The sequence below is a fragment of the Gimesia panareensis genome (assembly GCF_007748155.1).
GTDB classification, from domain to species: domain Bacteria; phylum Planctomycetota; class Planctomycetia; order Planctomycetales; family Planctomycetaceae; genus Gimesia; species Gimesia panareensis.
The window spans coordinates 6,677,310-6,696,820 of the sequence record NZ_CP037421.1; the positions used below are offsets into that span (position 1 = coordinate 6,677,310).

Annotated in this window: 12 protein-coding genes; 9 read left to right on the plus strand and 3 right to left on the minus strand. The window is 52.1% G+C overall.

From position 1 onward, the window contains the following. Positions 1–20 precede the first annotated feature (20 nt). The 3 genes from Enr10x_RS25015 (at position 21) to Enr10x_RS25025 (ending at position 2,934) form a co-directional block, all read left to right on the plus strand. Positions 21–920, plus strand: a complete 900-nt coding sequence (locus tag Enr10x_RS25015; protein WP_197997356.1) for a 2-oxo acid dehydrogenase subunit E2 — start codon at positions 21–23, stop codon at positions 918–920. Positions 921–1,004: 84 nt separating this feature from the next. Next, positions 1,005–2,336, plus strand: coding sequence for a bifunctional lysylphosphatidylglycerol flippase/synthetase MprF (locus tag Enr10x_RS25020; RefSeq protein WP_145451739.1), 1,332 nt, complete (start codon positions 1,005–1,007; stop codon positions 2,334–2,336). 217 nt (positions 2,337–2,553) lie between these two features. Continuing rightward, a complete protein-coding gene (locus tag Enr10x_RS25025; RefSeq protein WP_145113985.1) occupies positions 2,554–2,934 on the plus strand; it encodes a hypothetical protein in 381 nt (126 codons plus the stop codon). A gap of 8 nt (positions 2,935–2,942) precedes the next feature. On the opposite strand, the gene Enr10x_RS25030 is transcribed toward Enr10x_RS25025, so the two are convergent. After that, positions 2,943–3,395 carry an SRPBCC family protein gene (locus tag Enr10x_RS25030; protein ID WP_145113984.1) on the minus strand — a complete coding sequence of 151 codons (453 nt, stop codon included), beginning with the start codon at positions 3,393–3,395 and terminating at the stop codon, positions 2,943–2,945. Between the two features lie 265 nt (positions 3,396–3,660). Between Enr10x_RS25030 and Enr10x_RS25035 the strand changes: the two genes are divergently transcribed. The 3 genes from Enr10x_RS25035 to Enr10x_RS25045 all read left to right on the plus strand — a co-directional run bounded on the left by Enr10x_RS25035 (position 3,661) and on the right by Enr10x_RS25045 (position 6,871). Beyond that, positions 3,661–4,614, plus strand: a complete 954-nt coding sequence (locus Enr10x_RS25035; protein WP_145451740.1) for a DNA-methyltransferase — start codon at positions 3,661–3,663, stop codon at positions 4,612–4,614. Positions 4,615–4,781: 167 nt separating this feature from the next. Beyond that, complete coding sequence (locus Enr10x_RS25040) at positions 4,782–6,221, plus strand: hypothetical protein (RefSeq protein WP_197996218.1); 1,440 nt, start codon at positions 4,782–4,784, stop codon at positions 6,219–6,221. A 146-nt stretch (positions 6,222–6,367) separates the two neighbouring features. Then, a complete protein-coding gene (locus Enr10x_RS25045; protein WP_145113980.1) occupies positions 6,368–6,871 on the plus strand; it encodes a hypothetical protein in 504 nt (167 codons plus the stop codon). Here Enr10x_RS25045 and Enr10x_RS25050 read toward each other — a convergent pair. Continuing rightward, a complete protein-coding gene (locus tag Enr10x_RS25050) occupies positions 6,856–8,388 on the minus strand; it encodes a M20/M25/M40 family metallo-hydrolase (protein ID WP_145113978.1) in 1,533 nt (510 codons plus the stop codon). The two genes, Enr10x_RS25045 and Enr10x_RS25050, sit on opposite strands and share 16 nt — an antisense overlap. A gap of 379 nt (positions 8,389–8,767) precedes the next feature. Here Enr10x_RS25050 and Enr10x_RS25055 point away from each other — a divergent pair, with 379 nt between their 5' ends. Further along, entirely contained in the window at positions 8,768–12,121 is a 3,354-nt protein-coding gene (locus Enr10x_RS25055; protein WP_145113976.1) for a spermine/spermidine synthase domain-containing protein, read from the plus strand. A 266-nt stretch (positions 12,122–12,387) separates the two neighbouring features. Further along, positions 12,388–14,274, plus strand: coding sequence for a hypothetical protein (locus Enr10x_RS25060; RefSeq protein ID WP_145113974.1), 1,887 nt, complete (start codon positions 12,388–12,390; stop codon positions 14,272–14,274). Between the two features lie 41 nt (positions 14,275–14,315). On the opposite strand, the gene Enr10x_RS25065 is transcribed toward Enr10x_RS25060, so the two are convergent. Continuing rightward, complete coding sequence (locus Enr10x_RS25065; protein WP_145113972.1) at positions 14,316–15,413, minus strand: EF-hand domain-containing protein; 1,098 nt, start codon at positions 15,411–15,413, stop codon at positions 14,316–14,318. Between the two features lie 343 nt (positions 15,414–15,756). On the opposite strand from Enr10x_RS25065, the gene Enr10x_RS25070 reads away from it, so the two are divergent. Continuing rightward, the gene (locus Enr10x_RS25070) at positions 15,757–19,488 is read left to right on the plus strand and encodes a secretin N-terminal domain-containing protein (RefSeq protein ID WP_145451741.1); all 3,732 of its coding nucleotides are present in this window, start codon (positions 15,757–15,759) and stop codon (positions 19,486–19,488) included. Positions 19,489–19,511 lie beyond the last annotated feature (23 nt).

Here is a 19,511-nt window from a genome sequence, read left to right on the forward strand (position 1 = left end):
CAATAGACAGGATGTCTGACATGTATTGGGCGACAAAGAATAAACCGGTGCCACTCTCCGAGATTGGCTGGATCAATACCACCTATCTCGCAAGTACATCGCTCCGCTGCGATCCGATGCTCGTCTGGGGTACCACGGTCGATACCGAAGAGCTGGAATCCTTTCTGGAAGAGCAACGCAGCCAGAACCGCACTCTGCTCACTCCCGCGCATGTCCTGGTCCGCGCTGTGGCTGAGAGCCTGCGACGGCACCCGGAAGTCAACCGCCGGGTGATCGGGAAAAAAGTCTACCAGTACGAGGGCGTGAATATCGTCATGCCGATGCTGCAGACCAGCACGGGCGAAGTCGATTGTGTCTTCATGCGGAAAGCGGAAGATTATTCACTCGACGAGATTGCAGGTTTCTTCTGGGAGTCCGCCAGAGAAAAATCGATGCAGGTGGCCCGTGACAGAAAGCGTGTCAAAGAGGGATCAAAGTTTAAAAACGCGTTGATTAACCTGGGACGCTGGCTGCGGCTCTCCTGGATTCTGCATACATCAAAGGTGGGCTTCACGGCTGGCAACTGGCTCCGGGCTCCCACCATCTGGCCCTGGCAGCAGGGACTGAATCATGCCGGGGCGTTCGTGAATTACCTGGGATTCTCCGGCGCACCGCCTCTGATTGCGCATAAGCCCGCGTCGCTCCCACTGAATGCTTACTGTATCGCCGTCACCATGGGAGCCACAGAAAAGCGCCCCGTCGTTGTGGATGATCAAGTCGTCGTGCGTAAACAGGCTTCACTGTTTGTGCGCCTGGACCATCGCATAGTCAACGGAAATCAGTCTGCGGCATTTATCAATACCCTGCGCGGCTTTCTGATGCACCCGCAGAGCCTGGTTCAGCAGTCAGAGGAAGCAGAAATCCAGCAACGGGCTGCCTGAACTGACTTTCAAATTCATCTTGTAATCCTGCTTCCCTTACGAGGAAGTTCCGTACCAGGATCCGTTTTTATTCGGAGCACACGAATGTCGTCAGCTGATTCCCATTCCAGACAGGGCCTGCAACTGCACCAGAGCGATCAGGGGCAGAAACACCAGGGCCTGGACGTCGACCGGTTGACCAGTCAGGAATCAGACTGTTTTGAACAGGCCGGGACACAATGGCGGATCGATTCACCTCACCAGGCATTCGATCAGGAATCCATGGGCCTGTCTGAGGAACATACGGAAACCGAACTGCGCGACTTCATTTTTAACCATGGTAGATATTTTGATTCCTATCTGGCTTCCGAACCGGACCGTGATCAGTTCTGGTCTCAGGGGAAACGGGGATTGATTTCCTATAAAAAGTGGTTCCGCCATGTCATCATTGGCGGAGGCCTGATTGCCCCTGAATCACATAAGCCTCAACTGGTACAGGAATTTCTGGATTACGCGAAACAGAACCGCCTTTCAATAGCTTTTCACAACATCGGAGAAGCAGATCTTCCCCTGTTTCAGGAACAGCAGTTTCAGGTAACCAAGTGGGGGGAAGACCCGATGATCGACCTGGATACCTGCACCTGGCAGGGAAAAGATTATGAATGGGTCCGCAGGCAGACCAACTACTGTCTCAGACAGGGGATGACGGCCTGCGAGGTTCGCCCCGATCAACTACATCCGGTGCACTGGTCCGATATTATCTCAGAAGTGATCGAGGTCGCAGACGAATCATTGACGCGTAAGCCGCAGAAAAAAGCGATGCGGTTTTTTGAGGGACGAATCGACAATCATGCTCTCGGGCGAAGGCGGCTGTTTGTTGCCCGCAACCAGGGACGGATCGAAGGCTTCGTGATCTGTAATCCGATATTGAATGGGACCGGCTGGGCAACGGAACTCTATCGACATCGTCTGGATTCGGTTAAGGGAACCATGGCCTTCCTGATTCATTTCGTATTACAGCAACTGAAACAGGAAGGAGTTGAGCGTGCCGGCCTCTGTCTGGATCTGGGGCGAGACTGCCACCGTCTGCCTGGGGACAGTGCTATGGTGAGGCACGGCTTGCGTTTTGCGGAAAATTATCTGACCAGCATTTTTGATTTTACCGGCCTGCGACATTTTAAAAGCCGCTTTCGGCCCCGCTATGAAAAGCGGTTTGCCTGCGTCTATCCCAAAGTGACCATCGGTTCGATTCTGGCATTCGTCAGTACTACCGGTGTACTCGATCTGCACTATGGTCGCTTCGCCCGCATCCTCTATGAACAGCATTCCAAACGCAAACTGCGAAGTAATCTGGCGGCAGGCAAGACGGGTCAATCAGACCGAAATGCCTCGCAGCAGACGGTTTCTAAACCGTCCCCCTTGCGGAAGAGTGCCTGATTCTCAGGTGAGTCATAACCGCGAAACAGAAAACTGCCCAAGTCTCAACTTCTGTCCTGCCAGCAGCTTATCGCGATAAGAATTTTGATGTCTGAGAGATTCAAACCAGATTCCAGAAAAAAGGGACCTAAATTGTCGCTACCATCAGCGCTTTGACGAATTTCAGTCAGAGAGATGATTTCTCTTCTTTAAAATTCGATTCAGACGGGAGCAGGCGATGAGATCACGATTCATTCTGGTGGTAGTACTGGGGATATTCTGCCTTTCCCAGGTCCGGGCTGGGGAGACACGGACCTGGGAAGGGAAATGGAATAACCGCAAGTACAATACGACCGGCTCCTTGAAATGTGTGGCCACATCTGACGACAAGGGGAACTGGAAAGCCACCTTTACCGGGCTGTTTAAAGGAGATCCCTTCAAATACGAGGCGACCTTTCAGTCCAAAGACACCGGAAAACAACTCAACCTTTCGGGAAAGGCAGTGATTCGCGGGCACCAGTACCAGTGGATCGGCTTCATGAAAGGCGCGACACTCAGCGGTAAATATAAGTCGAATATCGGCTATTATGGCGAATTCGTGCTGAAAGAGAAAAAGTAAGGCACCTGTTAAGAGTCCCCTTCCACGGTAATGTGTTCTTTGATCCGCTGCAGGTTGGTGAGGCCCTTTGGTTTACCAAGCTTCATGATGAGCTTGACCAGCAGCCAGCCCCAGAAGGGAATTTCTCTTTCGAAGATGATTCGCTCCACAACCTGGGTAGAAAGACCTTGGGGATTGATTTCATACACGACAGTTAAGTGTTCCGTGTCCTCTCTCTCCTGATTGATCTGGACCACAATATTACAGGTGACCTTCAGTGGATCTTCGTCTTCCGGCACAATCCCCGCGAATTCCAGTTTCTTGCCTTTGAATTCCATTTCTCCAAAACACCGGTTGCCTTCCACGGTAATCGACTTAATCTTGTCATTGATCTTCGGCCAGTTTTCCAGGTCACAGAGCCATTCATGAATCGTTTCCGGAGAGGCGTTCAGTTTCGTTTTTTCGGTCAGCTCAAGTTTCATGGATCAGGTCATTCTGTGGGCTGGAGAGATGGATTCAACTGCGCTCAGTATGGGGTGAATGTTCTCAGTCTGCAAGACTGATTGTTCGTGTAGAGGGACTCTCTCGATATTGAGCACAATCTGTTTTTTAGGGCTTTTCAACAGAGCAGCATGACTATAAATTTGAGGAGTTGCTTGAACCCTGAAGAGAGACCTCTATTGGAGTAGTTACTGAATCTGGTCTCTTCCCATTCCCTGATGTGTATACCGGCGAAAGTAAAGTCAGATGAAAAATAATCCTCTGCCGCGTCTGGATGAAGATTCGGCAGTGCGGGAACAACTGCTGCCTTATTGTCGCCTGAAACCGGGAGAAGTCTGGCAGGATCCTGCAGGACGGCATCGTGTCGCCTGTGCGGATGCAACAAATGTGGAACAGGTCCAGAAACTGGTTGACGATGCACGTCCCACGCTGGCGATTCAGGATCCACCCTATAACCTGATTGCCTTTGACCTGCGACATATCGAGGCGTTCACCAACTGGTGTGCGGAGTGGGTCCGGTTGTCTGCCGAGATCATGAGCCCGGATGCCTCCTTTTATATCTGGCTGGGCGCCGATCAGAATCAGCATTTTCAACCACTGCCGCAATTCATGCTGATGATGCAGCAACTGGATCTGTTTCAATCCCGCTCCTTTGTCACAATGAGAAACCAGCGGGGATATGGCACACAGAAAAACTGGATGGCTGTGCGACAGGAACTGTTGTATTACACGCGCGGCAATCCGTTTTTCGAGGTGCAGTACACGGATATCCCTAAAATCCTCCGAGGCTATTACAAAAACATCAACGGCAAAAAAACGGAAAATCTGGAGCGCGGACGTTCTGATAATATCAGGCCGGGGAATGTCTGGGTTGATATTCAGCAGGTCTTTTACCGTATGGAAGAAAATGTATCGGGCTGTTACGCCCAGAAGCCTCTTAAATCGGTCGAGCGAATTCTGCAGGCCAGTTCACAACCTGATGATTTTGTACTCGATCTGTTTGCGCATTCGGGTACCACGCTGATGGCCTGTGAACAGCAGGGGCGACGTTGTCTGACGGCAGATCTGGACCCGATTTTCTGCGAGATCGTGATTCGGCGACTGGAGCATTTTCGCGAGACGGGGAAAACAGGCTGGCAGAATGGTCATCCATTTGAAGATGTGCCCGATCTGAACCAGCAGGCTGTCAGCGAAGAGTAACCGCTCCTGACAGTTCCCATTGATAGGGATCGTTGCTGATACCGGGACGGGAAGCAGGTCTGCTTGATCCATCAATGAACATTGTTGTATTGCCGGTTCCGCACTCATATAATCACGGGAACGACGTATTTACGTAACAACATTGACTAACGCGAGGAGCAGACCAGATGTCGCAGAAATTCAGTCGGACCTTTTTATTGTGTGGAATCTGGAGTCTCAGTTGCTGCCTGTTTCTGCTGGTGTTGAGTTCTTCTCCTGTTTCCGCAGCGGAAAAAGTTCTGAAAGCGGGTGCCGCAAAGAGTAATATCACCCCTCCTCTGGGCGAGTCTATTGTGGGTGGCTTTAAACCATTCCCCGCAGAAAACGTACACGATGAACTGCATGCCCGCTGCCTGGTGCTCGATAATGGCGAGACAAAAATTGCGATCGTCATTTGTGATAATCTGGGTATCACGGTCGATGTCTTTCAGGCGGCCCGCGAATTCATCAAGGCGGAAACGGATTTGCCCCCTGAAAATATTCTGATGGCTGCCACTCATACGCATTCTGCCACGCGGGCCAGCAGCCCGAAATACCACGACTTCCTGGCACGACGGATCGCAGACTGCGTACGCTGTGCCATGGAAAACCGGGAACCGGCCCGCATCGGTTGGGGGGGCATTGATGAGCCCTCTGAGGTTTTTAACCGCCGCTGGTATACGACCAATCCGGACTTTTGTAAGAATCCGTTCGGCGGAGTCGATCAAGTACGGATGAATCCTCCCCGGGGGAATGCAGCACTGGTAAAACCAGCCGGGCCCATTGATCCGGAGATTTCATTCATCAGTGTGCAGACCATCAATGGTCGGCCGCTGGCACTTCTGGCGAATTACTCACTGCACTATGTCGGTGGTGTCAAAAAAGGAGAGATTTCCTCTGACTACTTCGGGATCTTTTCAGAAAAGATTGGTCCCCTGCTCGGTGCACAACCCGACGATCCTCCGTTTGTCGGCATGCTTTCGAACGGCACCAGCGGTGATATTAACAACATCAATTTCCGAAACCCGGGCAAACGGATGGGACCTTACGAGAAGATGAACCAGGTGGCTGAGCTCGTGGCCAAACGGGTTGCCGAAGCCTGTCAGAAAGTAAAGTATCAGACCTGGGTGTCCCTGGGAGCCGCCAGCGCCGAGTTGACTCTGAAAGTTCGCAAACCGGATGCCCAGATGCAGGCTTATTTCAAAAAGGTCCTGGCACAACCCGAGGATGCACCACAGTACCATCGGTACGAGCGGAACTATGCCGGCCGCGTTCAGAAGCTTCTGGAAGGTCCTGATGAAATCACTGTCATGCTGCAGGCTTTGAAAATCGGTGACCTGAGCATCGCCGCCATTCCGTTCGAAACGTTCTGCGAAATCGGCCTGGAACTGAAAGAGAAATCTCCTTTCGAGGACGCATTCACAATCGAACTGGCCAACGGTTATAACGGCTACCTCCCCACGCCCGCGCAGCATAAACTGGGCGGTTATGAAACCTGGATGGGAACCAACCGTGTAGAACGGGATGCGTCTGACAAAATCGTATCTGTGATTCTGGACCTGATGCAACAATTAAAATCACACCCGTGAATAGCTGATAGAAAATTCGAGAGCAGCTTCAGGGATGTGTGTTTAATGAACACAAGTAACAGGACAGAGTTTGATAAATTCCGTTTCAAAGCGGAACGAATCCGTTACAATGCGCTTTTGCTCACAGGCACTCACAGGACTGAACAATGCGCAAACCAAAACGATTGATGTACGCCGGTGGTGGCGTCTTAATTCTGGGGATCATTCTGGGCCAGTTTTTCGGTTTGACTCCGGGCATTAATTCTGGTCCGGGACAGGGGGAAGATCATTCGGAATCCCAACCGGAAGAAAATTCTTCGCCGATCATGGCATCTACCGAATCAGATGTCGTGCCCGTATTGGTTCAACCGGAACCCAGGCCACAGAAAACTCTGGCAGAACTCCCCCTGCAGGTTCTGGATATTCTGATCGACGATCGCAGTTATCTGGTCAAAGCGGAGTCCCAACCGCGCGAACAGTATCAACCGGCCGAGATGGAACAGATCCTCAAACTAGTCGCACGGGCGACCGGAGATGAAGATGGAATCAAGGTCCGCGTTTATCGCACCGGCTCGGCACGCGTAGTTCCTGAAAAAGTTCTCAAGGAAGAACTGAAAAAGGCGGGCCTGGATTCACCGCAGGTGGAATGGAAAGTTCATCTCATTGACTGAACTTCAAAGCTCTGCAGCCGACCATCCCGTTCGACCTGGAGTTTGAGCGGGAGAGGCAGCTTCTGCACGAGTTCGCGGAACTCATCACTGCTTTCAAATGTCTGTCCGGAAATCTCATAAATGCGGTCATTGATTTTCAGCCCTGCCAGATCCGCGGGCGATGATTTAATGATATTCGAGACAACCATCACGGTTGGTTCCGTTTCATCAGTTTGCCATTGAATCCCCAGTTTGAGAGGCTTGCCCGACAGTTCCACCGGAACTTCCAGCAAATCTTCCTGCATCTTTCTTTTGATTTGCAGTTTTATCTTTGCTGGGGAACTCCGAACAAGGGCTGCAAAACCGGGAGCTTCTACAGGAGAACGTCCGTCAATTTTCATAATTTCATCACCCACTTTCAGACCCGCGTCGTCTGCTGCAGAATTGGCCAGCACCTGGGTAATCATCAGGTGTCCCTCAGCGTAGCGGTCTGCATTCCAGGCGACGCCCAGTCGTGGTGGATCCTGCGTTGTGATTCTGGTTTCCTGATCGATACCATCCAGAATGTCCTGATCCGCTTCCCGGTATTCAGGCTTATCGCTCTGCATGGCAAATTCGAAAGCCAGTTGCGTCAGTAGCCGGGCACATTTCTGAGTGCCCTGGTAATCGATCTTGAAGGCGTCATCTTCAGGGCGATGATAGTCATCATGCTTCCCGGTATGCAGCATCAGGAACGGGATGCCTTTCTGATAAAAAGGCCAGTGATCGCTGTCCGGGCGGATGGCACTGTCGAACTTGATTTTTATATCGGACTCACGGTGATTGCATTTGACGGTGCAGGACCGCAGCCCTGTCGAGGAACGGGAGCCAAAGAGGGTCAGTGGCTGTTTTTTCAGTCGTCCGACCATGTCCAGATTGAAATAAATCACAACCTTATCAAGGGGCACGCTCGGATAATTCATCCAGTGCCGGGAACCGAGCAGACCCATTTCCTCTGCATCCCAGAATACGAACAGCAGGGAGCGTCTGAGCTGATCTTTATGTTGTGAGACGGCTTCAATGATCTCCAGCAGGGCTGCCGTCCCGCTGGCGTTGTCGTCGGCCCCATTATGGATCTGACCAACACCGCCTCGACTGTTGGATGGTTTGCCATAGCCGACATGGTCATAATGGGCTCCAATGACAACATATTCGTTTTTCAATTTCGGATCGTTGCCGGGAATGACTCCCAGGATATTTCGGAATCCACCATCGAATTCCTGAAAGTAACCCTCTTCTCCCATGCCGGGCTGGATTCCGTGTTTCTGGAGAAAATTTCGAATATATGTTCCTGCTGCCTGCCCACCCTGTGAACCCGCCTCTCTCCCTTCCAGGGCATCACTGGCCAGAAATTCGATGTGGGTTTTCAATTCATCTGTCTGGATGGTGCTGGCCGCCGTTTTGGCTGTCGCCAGATAGCTGGTCTCCGCGGCAATTATTGAACTGCTGACTGTGAACCAGAGCAGACAGACTGCAATCAGACCGGAAGGAAAATGCATCGGCAATCGTTTGTAACAAGACAGGAAATGCACCTGGTCAACCGGTCGACTGGGGAAATGCTGCTGATATATTCGTTTCACACTGAATCGTTTCTATTCAAAGTAGATCTGGGCGGACAGCAGAGGTTAACTATTTTTACTCGTCGACGCATCTTTGACTAGGGCAGTGTACATAAGATTTCATGACGCCCAGGTCTGAATGGTGCTACAACGACTGGTATTGCATATATTTACGTATATTCGATAAAACACGGCTGTTTGTCCCTGTTCTTCTATCGGCAATAATTGCTGCTAAGGGACTCTTAAGGAATGACTTAGAGTATGAAACTTTAAGACTAGTTGCAATTCTGATTGATCAATAACGACAGGCAAGGAAGCCATGATACGTTCGTTCGCTCAAAATTTACTCAAAACCACCCTCTCCTTTGCGCAAACGAGACTGGGGTTCTCATTCCTGGCTGGCTGGATCTGTGGACTGTTTCTGCTTGCCTGTATTCAACGTTTTCAAACCCTGGTCGGGGACGGCCTGGCTGTCGCCACAGGAGTGGGACTCACTGTAGCCATGGGAATCTGGCTGGGGTTCCCTGCACGCGCGTCGTCACAACCTGCAAACAGTTCTGAAAAAACATTCCGGAAACAGGATCAACTTCGGACGTACCTCATGATGGCCCTGCTTGCGATCTGGTCGTTCTGTTTTCCCCTGCTCCTCTGGCAGTTCAATCAGATTCTACATCTGATCTCATTGCAGCAACTGTCGAATCCTGTTTTTTTAACAGGACTGATGATCCTCTCCGCGATGGCGCTGTTGCTACCGGTTGTTTTCTGGTCAGCACGTCTCTGCTGGTTTTCCGTCAAAATTTCTCTGACTCAACAGACAGGGGCGGGCAGGCAACTGATTTCACCCTTGGCCCGGTATCTGGCAGGTATGACACTCGCCTTGATGATGGCAGCCTGCTGGCTGGTTCCTGCGCTGGGCTGGAATGCTTCTCTGGCGATCGCTGCAGGAATCGCTTTATTCTCCTGCATCAGTCCCTGGCTGGGTGACCTGGCAAAACAATTTCTACCTGGTTGTGTTACCTGGTTGAAGAGTGCGACGGTGCAGATTTCACAGGAGCCAACAACGACAGTTAAAGTTCCCCGGACACAGAGGAACATTTCCAATCTTCTGTTGATCAGCAGTTATCTGGTCAGTCTGGCGATTGGGGTTCTGACCGTGGTCATCAGTCGTGCTGTCTTTCAGCTGTTTCCGGACTCCTTGTATTTGAAAATCACCGTCTGGGCGTCATTGATTGCTGGAGTCGCAGCTGCCCTGGCCTGGATCGAGGCACGAAGTTGCGCGCGCGTCTCTCAGCTGGCGTCACGACTGACAGTAGGAGCCGCTCTGGTCGGAGCCGGCACGCTGGCTCTGTTTCCACTGCTCGTGAACTGGATGCTGTATGCTAATGCCTATATCGAATTTGTGTCATTGCTGTCCCTGGTCCGCTGTGGTTTGCTGTCAGTACTCTTTGCTCCTCTGGGCTTCTGCTGGGGAGGCTGGTTGAGACTGTCAATTACCCGGCAGGCAACTGCCGCAACAGAGACTCCCGTTTATCGACTACCTGTCTGGCAGCCGTTCTGTCTGCTGGCGGGACTGTTTTGCGGTTCGTCGCTGATTGGTACACTTCATGTTGATCTCAAGCTGGTTTCGCTGCTGACGACCGGGGCGTTAGCCTGTCTGGCACTGCTGATCTGGGGCGTTCAGTTCCGGATTCCTCGCACACGCTGGCAGGCGATCAGTCTTGGTTGCGCCGTGGTCCTGCTGGCCGTGTCTCTGTCCGGGTATGACAATTACGATTCACGCCGTTCCACGAAACTGCTGTTTTCTACAAATACTTTCACGGGGCTCCGCTACGGTTTAAAACCTGAGTTGCTGCCTTATATGGACGAGGGACGCTGTCTGTCTGAAGTGGAGGGGCAGCATGGAACATTTACTGTCTGGTCCTATCACGAAAACCAACTGCAGATTCGTCGTAGCGGCCTGCCTGTGGGAGTCACTACGACTGACGCCGGTCTGTGTCCCCATACAACAGGTGAGTTGATGCCGTTTGTGATTCCGGCAGTGCTGCATGACCGTCCTGCCGATGTATTATTTCTGGGGCTGGGATCTGGTGTGAGCCTCAACTCGAGCCTCGATTTTCCCGTACAGCATATTACCTGCCTGGAGCATGATCCCAGCCTGGTCCAAATGTATCAGCAGGAGATTGCTACTCGTAATTCGATCTCTGCATTCGATTCAGAGCGGGTCAGACTGATTCAGTCACCGGTTGCCCTGGCGATGGCAGCGCGAACTGAAAATAAAACTGGATATGATCTGATCATCAGCAATCCCGTGCAGTCTGTGGTGGCACAGTCTCAGTCGGAGTATACAGCTGACTTTTATCGTAACGTGTCACGACACCTGAAAGAGGGGGGGATATTCTGCCAGCGATTTCAGCATATTGACTTTGGAGCTCAACCCTTGCGGGTCATCGCCCGGACTTTCCTGACTGAATTCAAACAGGTCATGGCTATTGAAATCGCGAATGGGGAAACTCTCTTCCTGGCAACGAATTCCGAACAGGGATTTGTCAGACAAGGTTTGATCGACCGAATCCAGGCACCGCAGGTCCGCAGCACGCTGGCGCAGGTAGGCTGGGACTGGTCCGTGCTGTTAAACCTGGCAGCCTACTCCGACGAGTCGCTGCAACAGATGGTGGCAGATGTACCAACCTCTGTAAACAGTGCAGCCACAGGAACATTTGCCTTCACGCTCCCCTATGAAATGATGCGCTGGGGGCTCAAACGGGAAGAAGTCAAGCAGATGGTTTCGCGGGACCAGCGGACGGAGCGACTGATCAACTGGATGCACGAAGAACAGGACGATCCGATTGTACTGCGCAGACTCTCTGAAGTGACGGCCCAGAATAAGCTGATGGTGCAATATCCGGATCAATTCTGGAAGTACCGTAAGCCAGCCAAGGAACAGATCACTGACAATCCCCGGTCACTGATCAGGCAGGTCGCAGCGGAAGCGGCCAATGAAGATGATTTTATTCACAACGAAGACAAACGCCGCATGCTTTACTTCAAAGCACTTTCCGATGCGATGGCAAAGCCCTCGCCTTCAATGGAACTGATCAGTCGCGTTTCCCGGTTTAGCTCGATCTATGACCCGATGATCACGTACTTCATGCACGATGAAGTCGCAGAGCTATACAGAAAATCAAAAGAGGCACCTCCGATCCTGGAATTCGCCCATCGTCTGCACGCAATCAATTATGGCGCAGGTTCCGATCGTTCGATCAATTCCGTAGTCCGGGCAATGGAACTGGCAGCAACGAAACCGGAATTGTTCCAGGAATCCGGACAGCAGTGGGATCATCTGAATGGTTTGCTGCAGGCATTGAAGGCCCGCTGGGACAATCGTTCTCAGGCGCCTCCGGTGACTTCGAAACAGGCGCTGCATGATATCGAACTCAGTATCTCTGCCATCGAGCAGGCATTCGAAACGATGGATGAGATTCACGAAATCGCCGGAGTGACTGAACGGGAATGGTCCCTGAGGAAAAAAGTGCTGGATCGGACATTGGTCCGCCCTCTGGAGACGTATCACGAACGCGTGCTGCCGCACCACTACAAGCAGGATAAAAAGAACCGGCAGGAACGCAAGAAACTCCTGGATAACCTCAATCTGCCCCAAGTTCCTGCTCTGTAACCAATTGGGCGATCTCTCTACTGAGCGCACGCGGCTGCTCACAGCTGTGAGAAAATCCGGAATCCCTGAATCTATTTGATTTTTTCAGGGGTATACAGGATGATAGCGCGGCAATCGATCTGGCAGCCGGTTCAGGTTGGACTCAGAAAAATGCACAATTTCAATTTCTGTGCAGGTCTGAATGGTCAATGCCCAGTCGGCATGTTTGGGATCGATATTCCGGCTCCAATCCCCAGGTGAAACTCAATTCTGTGAAAAGGGATCAGATGACATTTCCATTCTCCCCAGGCAGCTTACTCCAAAATAACTGGCGCTCGGTGCTGAGCCTGACTGTAATGGCGGTCCTGTTCTGTGCCAGTACTCTCAAGGCGCAGGAGCCGGATGCGAAAAAAGCAGACGACAAGAAAGAAAAATCCAGCCAGGCGGTAGAGTCACTGCTGCCGAAACCGGTTGTGGTCGTGAATGTCGCCAGCGTGGAGCGGGTCCTGCAGGATATTGACTTTATCTTTGAACTGGGCGAACGACCCGAGATTGCAGAAATCGCTTCCGCTTCATTGGCGAACGTGAATGATCTGGAAGGCCTGGACAAGAATCGTAACCTGGGATTGGAACTCTATCTGAAAACCGGTCTGTTGCCTCAGCCGGTGTTTATCCCCTATTTCCCGGTCTCAAAAATCAGTGATTTTCTTGAGACTTTTCAGGCCCTGCTGCCCGGAATGATGAAGGCGGAAGAACGTTTGCCTCGGGAGAAAGATCTGTATGTGATCGACGCGGGAAACAGCGCATTCTACTTTCGCGTAGAAGAAAAATATGCTCATCAGCTTCATCTGCGGGGAGGTGCAGAGACCGATCTGGAACTGTTCGAAACGCATCGGTTTAAAGATCCCGCACAGCAGTACCAGAGCCTGACCGCTCAATACGAAGTGGCGGTACGATTGGATTTGAGTTCGATCCCCGAGCTGATGCGGACGACATTTCTCGGCTTTTTCCGGACCGCCATCGAAACCCAGCTGCAACAGCGGGATGGGGAATCGCAGGCTGCTTACGAACTGCGCAAGATGTCGGGGAAACAGAACCTGGAAAACATTGAGTACTTCCTGAATGAAGGGCAGCAGTTGACCTTAGGGGCGCATCTAGATCAGGAACAGAAACTGGGCATTGTCGATATGTTGATCAAGGCCCGGCCCAACAGTGACCTGGCGCGCAGCATGAAAAACATGCCCGGCCAGGCTAGCTACTTCAGCGTGGTGACCGCCCGTGAAACATTGCCGCTGGCCGCCTCCATCTCGACAATCATGGCCCGTCGTGACCGTAAAACTTATCTCAAGTATCTCACGTTCTTCGAAAAACAGCTGGGAGAAAAACTGCTCTCTGAAGAAGAGCGACTGCAGCAGACCAATTCGGTGCAGCAGTTCTTTGCCCCCGTCAAATCCCAGGTTGATAAAGGGCACCTCGACGCCTTCGTACAACTGGTCTCGACGCCATCGAAAAAATTCGCCCTGATTGGCGGCATCAAAGTCGCCCCGTCGTCAAACCTGCCGGCAGCTCTACTGGATCTGATTAATCGCATTGAGAAACAATCTGATAATAAGGCCCGCATTTTTACCAACGCAGAAACCGTGCAGGGAATTGCCCTGCATCAACTACAGCCTGATACGAAATCAGCAGACGATCGCCAGCGACGGTTTCTGGGGGGCGTTCCCTCCCTGTATGTGGGCGCTGATTCTGAGGTGATCTGGTTCGCGATGGGAACGGAAATCGCTGTCGCAGCGCTGAATGAGGCCATCGAACAGATTCACACAGCGACTCCCGAAGAACGGAAAATTCAGCGGACTGCCCCCGTGCAGTTCGAATTTCATCTGAAACCCTGGCTCCAGTTGTTCTCGGAAGAAGAAATCAACGCCAGCGACATCATGCGAGTTCTGGACGGCGTTTTCGACTCTAAGAACGATCTGGTGCTGATCACAACTCAACCCACCGAAACGGGAATCCGCTCCCGGTTTCTGTTTGAGGAGGGATACCTGAAACTACTCGGGGTCTCGATCGCCAAACGCTTTGACCAGAATCAGGAACGCCGGAATCGAAATGAACAAGATCGGCTGCGAAAGCGGATGGATCAGCTAAAGCAGAAACAGCGAAAACAGAAACAATAGTACCGAGAGATGCCATTTCCTGGCAGCATGTCAGGACACCATTAATTACTTTTAATCGTTACATAGTGTTTGACAAACTGTTCCTGAGACATCGTCACGGTCAGGTCGATATTGGCTTCATCAAACATCCGCCGCATGGAACGGCTCTTTTGCCATTCTTCGGCAGAAATCGAACTGTCTTTGTTCCGGTCGAGCAGTTTAAAAAAGTAATTCGCCTGACTGACCATCGGGTCTGAACTGGGGGCCGCGGGCTTCGTCTCTGCTGTGGGTTGAGCTGTTTTCTCTTCTGGCTTGGTTGAGGGAGCCGCAGTCTGCGAAGATCCCTGAGGGGCTGCCGGGGAAGTTCCCGGTTGCCCGGTATTCAACGCAAACATAAACGAGGCGGCACTGCGTTGTGGCGTACCCGCTTTCGAAAGCTGAATCTCTTTCGGTGTCAGATATCCATCGCCGTTTAAATCCATCGTGAAAAAATCAGCAAGTTTACCAGGGTTGTTTTTCCGCCATTCATAAAGCCCGATCTGCCCATCCTGATCGGTGTCGTGTGGTACAAAGTCTTTATTCAAATCGACTGTGGTGCGAACTGGTTTAGAGGGTTCCGACTTGGAACTGCTGGAGCGGTTGCTGCTGCTGGAACGGCTTCGTGAGGAACTGTCGTCACTCCCCCGATCCGGCTGAAACGATCCGTAGCGGCTGCGCATTGAGTCGCGGTCGTAACCACCCCGCCGATCATCGTCTCCGTCATCACTGGAACGGGAGAAAGATCCAGGAGGTCCGCCAAACCCGGGACCTCCCGGGCCGCGTGAAAAGCTGAAACTGCGCCGGCTGTCACTGTCTCCACGATCACCGCCAAATGATCCGCGGCGACTGCGCATCTGTTCCAGGATGCGGGGCATCACCCGTTCGTATTCCTGAGCGGTCATACTGCGGGAGGTGTCGACGCCCGCAGATTCCAGCATTTCCCGGAAACGACTTGGCATCCGCTGAAATTCATCAGGTTCAATCACCCCGTTCCTGTTGCGATCCAGAAACGACATAAAGCCTCGTGAGCGACTATCGCCACCTGGCTGCGCAAATGCCAGATCAGAACTGAACGTTACCAGCAGTACAAATGGAATGAAATATCGGACAAACCGGAACATTTTCAAACTCCACAGGAATTAGAGCGGTCTTAAGGTCCAAATACCGTGTTTAATAAACAGAGACAGGGAAGTTGCGCATCTCTTATTATGAGCTGCATTAAGCCTTTTTCAGTCTCTAACATAGAAACACCGGACTCCTGATAAAAGATCGTTTGTTTCTGAGAGAAACCCGGGATCTTTGAAACGAGTCGTAAGCCCTTGTGGTATAAGGTGATAGTTTTCAAAACGTTTTTTTAAGCTTGTAATTGATTTTCTTCAGTTCTAGCATAATGATCAAAAGAATATCTCGATCGCACTTCATTGCCGTTTTTTTGCAGAATCGTGATTCCCTATGAACCGAAATATGAAATTCCATCTCAGTTTTTTCTTTGTCCTGTTTGTCGCACTGATCTGTTCAGATTCTGTACACTCCGTGATCCAGGCACAGGAACCATCACCATCCGGGGATCGAGGTGGTTTTGGAGGCCGCAGGGATCGTGGTGGCTTCGGTGGTGACCGGAGCCGATTTGGTGGCCGGGGCGGCTTTGGAGGAGATCGGGGTGGTTTTCGAGGTGGCTTCGGCGGAGGCGGTTTTAGTGGCTTCCGGGGGGCAATCGGTTTTATGGTGATGCGTGAGGAGATCCAGAAAGAGCTCCAGCTCACCGAAGAGCAGATCAAACAACTCCAGGAAGCGGCTCAGGCAATGCGTCCCAGCCGGGAGTCGATGGAACCCTTCATGAATCGCATGCGGGATGCGCAGACCGACGAGGAGCGCACCAAAGTTCGCGAAGAGATGAGTGCCTCCTTCGAAAAACAGCGCACCGAAGGGGAAGCCAAGCTCTGGGGAGTCCTCAATGAAAAACAGACGGCCCGACTGAAACAGCTGCAACTGCAGGAAAATGGATATCGTCAATTGACTGATGACGAAACGGCCAAGCAGCTCAAGCTGACCGACGAGCAGTTGCAGAAAATTAAAGAGCTCGAAGAGCAGCGTTCCGATGCGCGACGCGATCTGGGACGTCGTGCCTCTTCAGAAGAACGGGAAAAACTGCAGCAGGAATTTGATCAGAAAATCGAAGCGATCCTGACTAAAGATCAACAGACACAATGGAAGCAGATGCTGGGACCGGCACTGGTGACAGAAGAAAAGGCCCCTTCGACGGGAGCAGCTCCTGCTGTCAGCAGCACTCCCGGCCCTGCCCCACGACCCCGACCACAGATTCCAACTGAGCCGGAGGGGCTCAAACCTGAAGACCGCAGCATTTCCTTCGGTGCCAAAGCGGTGGCGATGAACGATAAAGCCGCGGATGACGAGACCGTTCCCGCGAAAAAACCCGGGGAAGTCGGCAAAATGTCGTTCAATTTCCGCTTTGCTCCCTGGGGCGATGTTTTGAAATTATTTGCAGAATCAGCGGGGTACACGCTCGATCTGAATGATGTTCCCCCCGGCACATTCAACTATTACGATCAGGGTTCTTACACACCCACCGAAGCGCTGGATATCATCAACGGCTACCTGCTCCAGAAAGGTTACGTGATTGTCCGTCGGAATCAGTTCCTGGTGGTTCTGAATATTGACAACGGTATCCCGCCGAATCTGGTACCGATTGTCGATGCCGGTGAGCTTGACCAGCGTGGTAAAAATGAACTGATGAGCGTGACCTTCCAGCTGGAAGGCGTTGACATCGATCAGGTTGCCAAAGAGGTGCAGGCCATCCTGGGGCCTCAGGGTAAATCAGTCGCACTGAAAACAGCCAACTCCATTATCGTCACCGACATCGGCAGTAATCTGCAGCGTGTCAAAAAACTGCTGGAAGGCGCGATTGCTAATGCCGGCCCGACCGATCTGGCATTCCGCTCATTCGAGTTACAGTTCATCGACGCGAACGAGGCTGAGAAAATCGTTCGCAGCCAGTTTGGTCTGCCATCCTCAACTCAGAATGTGAGTGCCAGTGCAACCTCATCGCGATATTATGATTACCGTCGTCGCAGCAGTCGGGACAGCTCGCCTCCCCCTCAGCAGACGACCAAGGATTCTTCCACACAGGTGACCGCTGATCCTCGTACGAATCGGCTGCTCGTTACCGCGACTCCAGCTCAAATCAAACTGGCAGAAGAAATTATCAAATCCATCGATGTTGACGAAGGTAATCTGTTGTCTCCCGGTGGCAATAAACCTTTTCTGCGTGTCTACTCTGTCAGCTCCTCCGATTCACGTGAAGTAACAAAAACTCTTGATGCCATGATGCCGGGTGTCGTTGTGAATGAAGATGGTCGTAATAACAAGATTCATATCCTTGCGACTCCCAAGGAGCACCAGGAAATCGAAGGGATGATCCGCCAGCTGGATGGCGAGGGAGGGAGCCAGTCTGTGTCTGTGATCAACCTGAGCAAACTGGATCCGCTTTCGGCAACCACCACCCTCCGCTCACTGTTTCTGCGGGATGGAAACGATGCTCCCACCATCGAAGCAGACCTGCTGGGACGTCGTCTATTGATTCGCGGCACACCGGATCAGGTCATTCAGGTCAAAGCCCTGCTGGCCCAACTGGGCGAAGATGGGACTGGTAGAGTCGAGGAAGATGCCAACCGTGGTCCCATTCGTACCATCCCCCTGGGAGGTCGGGATTCTCGGGAAATCCTGCAGTTGATTGATAAACTCTGGTCGGCTTCATCTGGTGATGAAAATCCGATTCGCATCGTGGTTCCTTCAGAAGGAAATCAGATTCGGGAACGGGTGCTGGGTGAAGATGAGAATCCGGTTCGCAATCGGGGTTATCGAAATCCGTCTCGCAATATCAGCACTCCCCTTAACCGTCCGATTCGAAAGGAGCATCGAGAAGCAGATACGGATCAGACACGATTCCTGTTTACTGCCAGCGAACAAAAAACCGATACCGATTCGGAAGCGGACGCCGAAGCGGAAAAACAGTCAACGGAATCGGGGCAAAAGTCAACCAGGGCTGCCAGTGGTGCTGAAAAGAAAAATCCCATCGCGGTTTCTACGAATGGCGATAACCTGATTATCACGTCCACCGATCAGGAAGCTCTGAATCGTCTGGAGAAAATGATCGAAGCGTTAACCCAGGCGATTCCCCCGAAAAATCAATGGACGGTCTTTTATCTGCGTTCTGCCGATGCGACCGCCACAGCCAAGATGCTGGAAAGCCTGTTCCCCAGCAGCTCTGTCTCTGATTCAGTTGGGGATTCGAGCATGCTGAGTGGACTCTCTTCGATCGGTGGCGGCCTGATGGATGCGACCGGTTTATCAACCCTGGGGATGGGGCCACAGACACTGCGTATCATTCCCGAGGCACGCTCCAATGCACTGTATGTCACAGGGCCTCCCGATAAGGTGCGCTCCGTCGAACAGATGCTCAAAGTCCTCGATGCTTCTGAATTACCCGATTCCCTGCGGGATCGTTCCCCCGGGATCATTCCCGTGGAATATGCTTCTGCAACGGAAGTTGCGAATATCGTCAAAGAACTTTACAAGGACTATATGCAGGCTCCCCAACCGCAGAATAACTCACGGGGGGGCGGAAACCCTTTTGCCGCGATGATGGGAGGCAGAGGATCACAGAGTTCTTCTAATGCCAAACCGCCCGAAGCGAAACTGGCGGTCAGCGTGGATGCCAACGCCAATCAACTGCTGGTGTCTGCCAATGATTCCCTGTTCCAGGAAATTGAATCTCTGGTTCGTGAACTCGATTATTCCGCGCAGATGTCCCGCAAATCGGTCCGCGTTGTCACTTTGAATAATGGCAACTCAGCTTTGATCCAGAATGCTTTGACCTCCCTGCTGCCAAATGTGAGTGTCAGCACCACAGGCGGTGACTCCCGCAAGAAAGCAACCGAACCAACTCCCTCCAGCTCCAGCCAGCCTGATAATTCACCCGGTTCCAGTGATCGAGGCGAAGAGATTCGTCGCTTCTTCGAACAGCGGATGCGGGAACGCATGAGCGGCGCTTCTCCGGGAGGCGATTCCGGTTCCCCCTTTGGCGGCCGTTCCTCACGTGGCTTCCGTTTCCCTGGCAGCGATGGTGGCTCACGTGGCGGCAGCAGTCGTTTCGGCGGTCGGAGCCGTGGACGGTAAACTTACCTGAATTCATTTCCTGC